The sequence below is a fragment of the Dyadobacter frigoris genome (assembly GCF_005280585.1).
Taxonomy (GTDB): Bacteria; Bacteroidota; Bacteroidia; order Cytophagales; family Spirosomataceae; genus Dyadobacter; species Dyadobacter frigoris.
In genome coordinates this window covers 469756-481608 of the sequence record NZ_SZVO01000003.1, presented here as the reverse complement: position 1 = coordinate 481608, position 11853 = coordinate 469756, and the positions used below count along the sequence as shown (strand labels likewise).

General features: G+C 39.5%; 6 protein-coding genes. 4 read left to right on the top strand and 2 right to left on the bottom strand.

The genetic code is table 11. The features are described from left to right. Positions 1–47 precede the first annotated feature (47 nt). Positions 48–1739, bottom strand: coding sequence for a VRR-NUC domain-containing protein (locus tag FDK13_RS09085; RefSeq protein WP_229215977.1), 1692 nt, complete (start codon positions 1737–1739; stop codon positions 48–50). A 299-nt stretch (positions 1740–2038) separates the two neighbouring features. Between FDK13_RS09085 and FDK13_RS09080 the strand changes: the two genes are divergently transcribed. Next, positions 2039–3226, top strand: coding sequence for a phosphoglycerate kinase (locus tag FDK13_RS09080; protein WP_137339649.1), 1188 nt, complete (start codon positions 2039–2041; stop codon positions 3224–3226). A 283-nt stretch (positions 3227–3509) separates the two neighbouring features. Here the strand turns inward: FDK13_RS09080 and FDK13_RS09075 are convergent, their stop codons facing one another. Then, the gene (locus FDK13_RS09075) at positions 3510–5951 is read right to left on the bottom strand and encodes a TonB-dependent receptor (protein WP_137339648.1); all 2442 of its coding nucleotides are present in this window, start codon (positions 5949–5951) and stop codon (positions 3510–3512) included. A 421-nt stretch (positions 5952–6372) separates the two neighbouring features. On the opposite strand from FDK13_RS09075, the gene FDK13_RS09070 reads away from it, so the two are divergent. The 3 genes from FDK13_RS09070 (at position 6373) to FDK13_RS09060 (ending at position 11853) form a co-directional block, all read left to right on the top strand. Further along, positions 6373–7053: an RNA polymerase sigma-70 factor gene (locus FDK13_RS09070; protein WP_229215976.1), complete on the top strand. Its 681-nt coding sequence runs from the start codon at positions 6373–6375 to the stop codon at positions 7051–7053. Between the two features lie 93 nt (positions 7054–7146). Continuing rightward, positions 7147–8166 (top strand): FecR family protein, encoded by a 1020-nt coding sequence (locus tag FDK13_RS09065; RefSeq protein WP_137339647.1) that lies wholly within the window; start codon positions 7147–7149, stop codon positions 8164–8166. Between the two features lie 24 nt (positions 8167–8190). Next, on the top strand, positions 8191–11853 hold the full coding sequence (locus FDK13_RS09060; RefSeq protein ID WP_229215975.1) for a SusC/RagA family TonB-linked outer membrane protein: 3663 nt from the start codon (positions 8191–8193) through the stop codon (positions 11851–11853).

Below are 11853 nucleotides of genomic sequence, written 5' to 3'. Positions count from 1 at the left end.
GTAAATGAAAAAGAACCTTTCAATTTTGAGAGGTTTTTTTCTGGTTTTTATATTTCTTCCTTAATCCATTTAACCCTGACAATTCTGCTTTTTATATCAATATTGGCAAAAAAGTGAAGCCAGTGCAATTGCCTGGAAGACAAATGATCGGTTGGGGATTTTATTTCAATAAAGGAGTATTCAGTTTCATCCCAAACCAGCAAATCCGGAAATCCTCGGGTATTTTCTCTGAGGTTTTGAGCCATTTCCAAAAGTACTGCATGGATCTGCTCAGGTGTGAGCAGCGCAACCAGTTTCAAAACAATTTCAAGCATTCCGGGATACCAGCTGACAAGCACATTGGTTGTCCCGAATTTTTCATGAAAAGTTTTCTCAACAATTTCGGATATGACCTCTTTTGTATCCGCATCTTTCATTCTGGCCAAAAGCTGTTCAGACCTTTTGTAATAAAAATCAGGCAAAAAGAAATCGGATGGAACGCGTTGTAAAGGATTGTGAATTGCTTTTACATTGGTATCATAAATAATATCCCAGAATAAAAGTCCAAATACCGCCCGCCAAGGTTCATTTTCACTAAAAACGGCTTCTGCACCCAAATCCTGATAATATTCAATAGCACCGCGTTCAACACGGAATCGGTTGGAAATTGGAATGTCAATGCTGCTGGCATCTTTCAAAGCCTGCGTCGTCCGTTTTACCGCACGTTTCTTTTTGTTAACAATCCTCTCATGGAAATCATGTGAAAAATAACGTTCATCTGCGTTTTGGGGATTTTCGGCAATTTCTTCACAGAGTGCCAATGCTTCTTCAATTTCACCCAGATTATACAAAAGCCGTACGCGTCTTTCCCGTGAAGGCGCATCGTTCGTTAGCTGATAAGCCGTCAAGGCCTGAGATAGCATTTTTTTTCGTTCAAGCCAGGCTCCAACACGAAGCACGAATAGATGATAGGAGGGAACTGACTTGGGACTGAGATTTCCGGAAACACCAACCTGCCAGTTCATAAACCAGTCGAAGATTTCTTCTGGCGGTAATTCGTTTTTCAGTATATCGAAAGTTTCCTTCATGAGTGAAATCATCAACGTATCATCTACATCTTTTCGGGTTTCAAACTGAACCGACAGATGTTCCTGATCAAAAGACTGAAAACGGACATGACCCAGATCACGGACGACAAATTCTGTCATATCAGCATAACGATTCCCGAAAAACAAAAACTTCATCATCATCACTTCCGCTTCATAAGCGACTTTGACGACTGGTTCGGTTTCCAGAATGATCTCACAGATTATTTTAAAATCATATTCATATAAAAGCCAGCGAATCAGATCCTGTTTTTTGATCGATTTAGAAGGCATGATTTCCGGTTGCAGAATTTTGGTAAATTCCAGATGCTCCGGTTTTGTAAACAAGTGCATCACTTCATCGAAGCGGTCCTCATGAAGTTCACAAAGCTGCTGAATGAATTGTGCGTCATGAAGCTCATTCAAAGCCGCTGGAATGTCCGTGATTTCTGAATAAGAAAGTGAATTAACGCGAAAAAAAGATTTGCTCCGGTTACTGAATCGGATAAAAAGACATTGGGCTTCTTCCGAAAGCGCATTGTAGGAATTCAGGAATTCAAGCTCATTCTCATTCAATAAGGTTTCATACATTTTCCGTACGAAATTCAGTACATAGCCAAAGTAATCATGGTAATATTTGGGGGGAAGATCCTTTGGAAACTCGTTAATTTGCACAGTGAATATTGTAGATGTTACAGTCAGTTTGCCACTAAACTTTATTCAAATATAACGAGACAAAAGAAGAATTATTCAACAACCGGGATATTTAGTCGGCAGGTTTTATAGTAAGAACTTCAATTGCTTTACCTTTTATGAAAAAGATGGAAATTGAGCATTAAAATTAAATTAATTGGAAAAATAATTAGTAAAAATTGTACTATACCAATTCAAATTATTCCCATTTTTCATTAACGTAGTATTTTATAAAGAATTGACTTACATTTGTTTCCTATGGAAAACAACTTTTAGAGCCCATGACAACATTAGATTCTTACAATTTTTCCGGCAAAAAGGCCTTGGTGCGCGTTGATTTTAACGTACCGCTTAATGACAAGTTTGAGATTACGGATGATACCCGGATCCGTGCCACTATACCCACCATCAACAAGATTCTTAGTGAAGGAGGATCTGTGATTTTGATGTCCCATCTTGGACGTCCGAAAGATGGACCCACTGAAAAATATTCTCTAAAACACCTGGTTAACCCTCTTTCTTTAATTTTAGGTAAAACAGTAAAGTTTGCTGACGATTGTATCGGAGCAAGTGCTACGGAAATGGCGGCTGCTTTGCAACCTGGTGAAGTATTGTTGTTGGAAAATCTTCGTTTTTACAAAGAAGAAGAAAAAGGGGATGAAGCTTTCGCCGAAAAATTGTCAAAACTTGGAGATGTCTGGGTTATGGATGCATTCGGAACGGCTCACCGTGCTCATGCTTCCACAGCCGTTATCGGTAAGTTTTTCAAAGACAAAGTTTGTGGTTATGTAATGCAGGCTGAGCTTGATAATGCAGAAAGACTTCTGGAACATTCAGAGCGTCCTTTCACTGCGATTATGGGTGGTGCTAAAATTTCTGATAAGATTTTGATTATTGAACGTTTGCTTGACAAGGTTGATAACCTGATCATCGGAGGCGGAATGTCATATACTTTTACAAAAGCACTTGGCGGAAATATCGGGAAATCTTTACTTGAAGCAGATAAAATGGATTTGACACTTGAATTGCTTGAAAAAGCAAAACAAAAAGGTGTAAATCTTGTTTTGCCGATTGATACGGTTATTGCTGATAAATTCAGTAACGATGCAAATCGCCAGACTGTACCAACTGCGGAAATTCCTGATGATTGGGAAGGTTTGGATATTGGTCCTAAATCAATTGAATTGTTTAAAAGCATTATTGCCGCTTCGAAGACAGTTCTTTGGAATGGCCCTATGGGCGTTTTCGAATTTCCGAATTTCGCAACAGGAACAAATGCCATTGCTGAATCAGTAGTAGCTGCGACAGAAGAAAACGATGCTTTCTCACTGATTGGTGGTGGAGATTCGGCTTCTGCTGTGAACAATGCAGGTTATGGAGATCGCGTAAGCTACGTTTCAACAGGCGGTGGTGCATTGCTTGAATACATGGAAGGTAAAGTGCTTCCTGGCGTTGCAGCCTTGGATTAAGTATTAATGGTTAGTTGTTAATGGTTAATGATGGAAATTAGTTGTTAATGGTTAATGATGGAAATTAGTTGTTAATGGTTAATTGTTAATGATGAAGAATTGAGAATTGGACGCTTGTCGTTTGGTTCTCAATTTTTTGTTCCAAATGAGCTAGAATCTGACAGCCGATCGCCGGCTGCCTATAAAAAGAAATCCATTCCTCAAATGAAGAATGGATTGTCCGTATTATTAACCTAACTAATTATAAATAAAGTCACAACCTGACCGTCATTATCTCTTTTGATTAACTTTTTACACGTGACTGAATATCGTCAGAACCTGTGTTACGTTGTCTTGTTTTTACGTTTTGATTACCGAAACGGTAGGTGAAAACAAGTCTGAACTGGCGGCTTGGCCATGTGCTTTTTACTCTTAAATCAATATCTTCAAACTTCGTTGTACCTCTGAATTTGTTTGTCCAGAAAGGATCCTGAACGCTAAAACGGATCGTTGCTTTTTTATCCATCAATGATTTTTGTAAACCAAGATTGATAGCGCCTTGTGATTTCGCTGATAGCAAACCGTATATCGCCGGACTATTAAACCATCCTGAAAGTTCTGCTGTCCACGTTTTGGAAAGCGTAAAAGTGTTGTTGACAAAAGCGTTATAAGTGAAAATTTTCATATCAAACGGTGCGTTCCGGTAAAAGGTCTTATAGTGATTATAAGCGCCTGATAAGTTGGTTTGCGCATTCCACCATTTCGTAATTGGAATAGGCGCTGAAATTGTTAAACTTATATAGTTCTGATTGTCAAGGTTTTCTGATGTTACATAGGTTTGGTTTTTCTCAGGAACCAACATGGGTACTTCATCAGCAATCATATCTTTCACGCGGCTGTAAGCCAGTGTTGTGTTCAGGAAGCTTTTATAAACGTGCACCAACTGAAACGAATGCGTATACTGCGGACGAAGGTTTGGATTACCTTTTTGGAAAGTATACGGATCCAGATAATATTCAAATGGATTCAATGACTGGTAATTAGGACGATCGATCCGGTAGCTATATGACAGATTTAAAACGTTACTGCTGTCAAGATTTCTCGATAAGAAAACACTTGGGAACACATTCAGATATTTACGGTTTCTGATACTGTTCAGCGTTATCGAATTGCCAACAGCATGGGTGTATTCAGCACGCAAGCCAAGTTGATATTTAGTTTTTGCATTAAACTGGCCATTGTAATTGGCGTAACCTGCATTTATATTTTCAGTGTATTTGAATTGATTTGTACGCGATGGATCAAGAGCCCAGTCATCAGTTTTTGTTTCGAAAATCATGTTATTGTTTGATCGTACATAACTCGACTTCAATCCGGCTTCGAATTTTCCTTTCCCGATTGGTTGCGTATAATCCAGTTTCGCTACACCTATATTGATCAATGCCGGCATATTATTTCTTACTATGTCAGGATTTCCGTTTGAAGATCCGTCCGGTTTAAAATATCTTGTGTCCAGAAAGTTGTATCCTTTGCTATCATATTGAACGTAATCTGCATCAAACGTCAATTCTTTGCCTTTGTCGTTAAATTGATGTTTCAGGTTAACATTCGCGCTGATATTATTCATGTGATTGTTCGCTTTCATGTCCGTGTGATAGGTTTGCTGAAGGCTCAGATCATCATTCAATATCTCTGCATTTGTCGCTCTGATCGGGTTTTTCCAGGCATTGTAAAAACCGGAGAAAAGAACACCAATCGTTGTTTTATCCGTAGCGAAATAATCCATTCCAACACGGTAGTTATAGTTTTGCGATTTCCAGTCACTTTTTGAAACCATGTTAAAAGTCGTCGTTTTACCTTCGTATGGAATAGCGCGGTATATGGTTTGGTTATTGAAACCTTCACCTTGAAAAGCACTTCCGGTTCCAAAAAGGCTAACTTTCCCTTTTCTGTTATTTAATGCCAGCGAACCATTTCCGCGTCCGTAACCCGGTGTAGCAATACCGCCACCAACTGAAAAGTTACCATTGGTTCCGAAATTTTTATTTTTCTTAAACTTGATATTGATAATTCCCGAGTTTCCTGCCGCATCGTATTTGGCTGATGGATTGGTGATTAGCTCAATTTTCTCAATATTATCACTTGGCGTATTTCTTAAAAGATTTACAAGCTCAGCCTGACTCAGGTAAGTCTGTTTGCCATCGATTTGCACAATGACACCATCTTTTCCGCGAAGTTGCAGCTTATCGTTTTGCTGATCGACAGTTATGCCTGGTGAACGTTCCAAAACTTCCAGTGCAGTAGCTCCCGCAGAAACGATGCTGTTCTCAACATTGATTACCGTACGGTCGATTTGCTGCTCTATAAAGGGTTTTTTTGCCACAACGGTCACTTCATTCAATGATTGTGATTCCGGTTGTAGTGTAAAAGAGGGAAGGTTTACAGCATTTTCTTTTACCGAAAAATTTTTGCTGTAAGCTTTTTGATAACCAACCATGGACACCATCGCCATGTATTCGCCGGTATCGACCTGATCGAAAAGAAACTTTCCGTTTTCGTCAGCTGCAAGTCCTTTTGATAAGGTCGAGTCTTTCGCTTTTAAAAGCAAAACATTGACAAAAGGAAAAGGCTGGGATTTCTCATCCAGAATTGCCCCGGACACTTTTCCTTTTGTCAATGTGGTTTGAGCAAGCACAAAGCTACCGCTAAGCAGCAGTGCTACTGTCAGATTAATAAAGAATTTCATGGCTAATAGATAGTTATATTATGGGCCCGATATTTTTCAAATATTCAGAATTGTATTAACTCAGGTATTCTTGAATATCGGGTACATTGCAAAGATAAGTACTTGGTATAGCATAGAACCTTAGATTACATAAAAGGTTATTTTGTTGGATGAACGGAAACCAAGTATCCGGCTTTCTCTTGATAGATACAAAGTGAAGCAAGAATGTTGCATGATGAAAGAAAAAAAGTTTGAATGGTAAAAATTCGACGATGAAATCAGTAATTGATGTAATGAAATGGTTTTGGCCATTTTTAATAAAATGGAATAATATCCTGAATATTCTTGTTAGAAAATAAATGATAAATTATTCCGGTATGAGGTAGGGTTGTTTCTTAATATTTTGTCTTAATTATATAAAGGGTATTAAAAGTTTTGCGATGTGAGGAAATTGTTGCTTAATAATTCTTTGGAGGCGGATGAAATGGCTAGTCAGGAAATAAGACTTATTCCTGACGAAATAAATTCGGATATATCAAATTCGATTCAGACAGATAAAGAATTTTTTATTCGTAAAGCTTTTGAACAGGATTCTGTAAAAGGATATGAATTGCTTTTCCGGCAATATTATAGTCCGCTTTGCAGCCATGCGGTGAGGTTTGTTTATAACCGGGAAGTTGCAGAAGATCTGGTTGCGGAAGTTTTTTATACTTTTTGGAAAAAGAAATTACACGAACAAATCACCACTTCTTTTCGAGCTTATCTTTTTACCTCAGTCCGGAACAAAAGCCTGACTTATATAAAGTGGGAATTTGATAAAGAAAGGTCGGAAGAACTGGAAGAAAACGACAAAGCTTCCTCCACGCTGGAACCAGACGGAGTTATGGAGTTTGATGAGCTCTATTTACACATTGAAAAAACAATAAATCTGCTACCGCCGCAATGCCAGAAAGTCTTTTTGATGAGCCGTTTTGAGGGAAAGAGTTATAAGGAAATTGCTGAAAAACTGAATGTCTCCGGGAAGGCAGTTGAGGCGCATATCAGCAAAGCATTAGTCACTTTAAGAAAAGCATTACAAAATTACTGGTTGTTTATATTATCTGCTTTTTTGCCGAATTGGTAAAAGAACTTCCGCTCATTTAAAATAATAAAAGTTTGAGCTAGGGGGAGAGTAAAAAAACTGGTCATCATTATACTAACAGCGTTTTACATCAACATGAAATCCGAATTGCCAAAAGATATACTTTTTACTTATTTCGCTGGAAACGCTACGGCTTTGCAGAAAAAACTTATTGAAGAATGGTTAAGCGGTCCTGAAAGCCTTGAATTGTATTTTGAATATCTTGAAGAATGGGAAATAAATCGTCCCCAGTTTTTACCGGACAATGAAATCGCCTTTGAAAAATTCTCACAACGTATAGTGGATACGGACATTGAAGAGAACGATACTGAATTTTATCTTTCTGATATAAAAACAAAGAAAAAAAACCTGAACCTGAATGTTTGGAAGTGGGCCGCAGCGGCTGTTGTTGCACTTGGGACAGGAATATTTTCAAAAGATTTAATCCTTTTTGAAAATTATAAAACGGCTAATGGAGAATTAAAAGCGATAATTTTAAACGATAGCAGCCGGGTAACTTTGAATGCAAACTCGTCCTTAAAAGTGCCAAGGTTTGATTTTGTGAATGCGAGCAGAGAAGTTTTTTTGGATGGAGAGGCGGAGTTCAACGTAACACATACTGTTGATAACAAGCAATTTATAGTGCACACGACGGATGATAGCGAAATTCTGGTTTTAGGAACTGAGTTTGTTGTTTATACCAGAAAAAAAGGAACGAGGGTTGTTTTGAATAAAGGAAAGGTCCAGCTTTCGTCTGCTCAGGAAAGTAAACCATTGACAATGAAACCGGGAGATCAGGTTACGATTTATCAAAATGGTAAAATGGAACTTGAAAAACTGACAAAAACCGAAGTGGAACTTCAATCCGTCTGGAAGGAACACAGAATGGTTTTTGACCATACAAAACTTGGCGAAGTAGCCACAAAACTGAATGAAATCTACGGTGTTGACGTAGAGATAAAAGATAAACAAACGGCTGAAAGAGAACTTACAGGATCATTTAAAGCTGAGAATGTTGATGAAATTTTGGATGTACTTTCAGAAATGCTGGACATTGATATATCCCACCGCGAAAACAAAGTTTATTTTAACCCTAAACCAGTTGATCTTTTTTAACTGTAATAACCCAATTTCTTTACGATGAATCTAAAACTACCGTCGGCAAGGACGCTGTTCCTTTATGTTATGGTGAGTATTTCTCCCACGTTTGCCTTTGCCCAATTATTTGCATATTCTCCCCAAAATCAAAAACAGCAGGAAACAAAACCTGCACAGTCGATGAAATTGCGGGATGCTTTGCTTAAACTGAAAGATGTTTATGCCGTCGATATTTTATTTGAGGAAAGACTGTTAACAGAACTAAGCGTACCGTCCAATACCATAAAACCGGGTGCAAGTCTGGAACAAAATCTGGATCTGTTGTTACAAACAACCGGTTTGAAATACAAAAAAGTGAAGGCTGGTACCTATGTTTTGCTTGCATCGAAAAGTAAAAAGGCGAAGGAAACTTCTGGCATTGTTTCTGATCTGAAAACCAGTGAACTCTATGCAAAAGAAGGTTCTTTCAATCGGGTTGTGATTGATGATCCAAAAGTCAATAGCAGAACTTCGATTGCTGAAAGTGTAATCAAAGGGAGTGTGATAGATGCAAAGGGTGAGGCATTAATTGGCGTGAGTGTTTTGGTAAAAGGAACAACACGCGGAACCGCAACGGATGTTAACGGGAAATATGAAATAGCGGTTGACGATGCAAATTCCACACTGGTTTTTTCTTTTGTCGGTTACGTGCGAAAGGAAATCATTGCAGGTGCGCAGTCCGAGATCAAAGTGACATTACTGGAAGATACACAGAATCTTTCGGAAGTTGTGGTTACCGCGCTTGGTATAAAAAGAGATAAAAGAGCATTGGGATATTCGGTTCAGGAAATTGGCGGTGAGATGCTTTCAACGGCCAAAGAAGCAAATTTAGCGAATTCTCTGGCCGGGAAAATGGCGGGTGTACAGGTTACACGATCGGCTAATGGTGCAGGTGGTTCTTCCCGTGTTGTGATCCGTGGTTCCAATTCCTTGGTCGGCAATAGCCAGCCATTGTATGTAATCGATGGGATTCCGATGGATAACAGCAATCCCAGCTCGCCCGGAAGTGCTGGTGGAATTGACTATGGTGATGGTATTTCAAACATAAATCCGGAAGATGTTGAAAGTATGTCGGTGTTGAAAGGGCCAAATGCAGCGGCGCTTTACGGACAGCGTGGAAGTAATGGCGTTGTTTTGATCACGACTAAATCAGGGAAATCCCGTAAAGGAATTGGTATTAAATATGGTATCGATTATTCATTAGGTGATGCGTTGGTTTTACCTGATCTGCAAAATGTTTATGGCCAGGGTTATGATGGAAATTTTACAAATTTCAGAGGTACGGACGATAAAATATATACCTGGGCAGCGGCGCAAGCGGCTGGCATTGCAGGAATGCCGAAAGCCAGCGGTGGTCGCGACCGTTTTACAAGAGCAAGCTGGGGCGCAAAAATGGAAGGTCAGCAGTATGAAGACCAGTGGGGAAATGTTCTGAATTTTACACCTCAGCCAAATACTTTTCAAAAGTTTTTCAAACAGGAAAGACAAGTTGTGAACAACCTGAGCCTGGAAGGCGGAAATGATAATATCAGCTATCGTTTGTCTTATGGAAATACCAATATTGATGGTTACACACCAGGAAATACATTAAAACGGAATAATTTCAACCTTCGGACAACGGCTAAACTGACGTCAAAACTGGAAATGGATGTGAAGGTTAATTACATTGACCAGAAAGGTGTAAACCGTCCGACCGTTTCGGATGCAAGCGACAATCCGGCTTATCTGTTTATCAGTCAGCCTCGTAGTATTCCAATGGATATTCTTTCCAATTCTTCATGGACGGCACAGGATGTGAGCCGCCAGCTTGGCTACGGAGGCACGCCTGTTGTGGGTATGGAAAAGACGTATGCTACGAATTCTTCGACGGCAAATCCTTACTGGACGGTAAATCATACCAGAAATTCAGATGACCGCCAGCGTATTCTTGGTTTGATCCGTTTGAGTTATCAGTTCAATGACTGGATCAGATTAACGGCGAAGACCGGTACGGATTTCTATACAGATGAAAGACTTCGTTACCGTGAAAAGGGAACCTATCAGTCATTGAACAAAAATGGAGATATCAGAGAAGAAGTTTCCCGCGTGCGTGAAAACAACAGCGATGTTTTGCTTTCATTAAATCCGCAGCTTTCAAAAGATCTTTCGTTTTCTTTGAATTTAGGTGCGAATCACCAGAAATTCTCATCCAGAACTACGGGTAATACCGGAACAGAATTTGTCGCGCCGAATCTTTATGTGATCAACAATACACTTACCAATTCTTATATTTTCGGATTAACGGAATCGTCCATCAATTCGGTTTATGGTTCTGGCCAGTTGGGTTATAAAGAATTTGCTTTTCTTGATTTCTCAGCAAGAAATGACTGGTCGTCCACTTTATCGCCTGCCAATAATTCATTCTTTTACCCGGCTGTGAGCGGAAGTTTGGTATTAACGGATGCGCTAAATCTTCAAAGTGACGTTTTAAGCTTTTTAAAAGTAAGAGCTTCATGGGCGCAAGCCGGTAGTTCAGGTTCGCCATACCAATTGACAGGTACTTATTCTTTGGAACAAAATGCACACGGAGGTGTACCATTGGCATCTTTTGCTTCGATCATTCCTGATCCTAATTTGAAAAATGAATTAACAACTTCAACCGAATTTGGTGTTGACGCTCGTTTCTTCAAAAACAGAATGGGTTTGTCCGCTGCTTATTACAATGCAAGTACCAAAAACCAGATTCTTGACGTGCCGTTGCCACCTTCAAGCACATTTGCTTCGCGCCGTATCAATGCAGGACAAATCCGTAACCGTGGTGTGGAATTAACTTTAAACGGAACACCGATTAAAACGGATGACGGTTTTAGCTGGGATGCAACTTTCAACTTCTCAAGAAACCGTAACAAAGTAATTTCCCTGGCGGAAGGTGTTGATACTTATTTGCTTGGAAGTGACCGCGGTGTTAACGTTGTGGCTGAGCCCGGAAAGGCATTTGGTACGATGATCGGAAATGGTTTTCAATGGTTGAGAGATGATCAGGGAAATCGTTTGATTGATCCGGTGACGGGTTTACCGCTGAAAAGTAATGCCAAACTTTTGTATGAAATTGGTAATGCGCTGCCAAAATGGATTGGCGGATTTAATAATAGTTTCCGTTACAAAGGTTTTGCTTTATCGGCTTTGGTCGATATCAGTCAGGGCGGTAAAATATATTCTCAGAGTTTGAGAGAAGAACTGATTTACGGTACCAATAAAATGACGTTGGATGGAAGAGATGGTACTTACGTTGCCAAAGGTGTTGTTGCTACAAAATCGGCTGACGGAACTTATACCAGCAGCGGACAGCAAAATACAAAACAAGTCCGCGCTCAGGATTACTGGAACGTGGTAGCGCCTGATAAAGACAATGTAGTTTCGGAAGAAATGCTGAATGACGCAAGTTACGTCATGTTCCGTGAGATGACTTTCAACTATCAGCTACCTTCAAGTATTGTCAGAAAAACGCCTTTTAAAGGAATTCGCGCTGGTATTTACGGACGGAATTTGTTTTATCTGCAACGCCACACCGAAGGGTTTGCACCGGAAGCATCCTCGTTTAACGTGAACAATTCTTCTCTTGGTCTGGAATCGACTGCGCTGCCTTTGTTACGCTATTTTGGATTCAGCCTTAACGTAGAATTATAA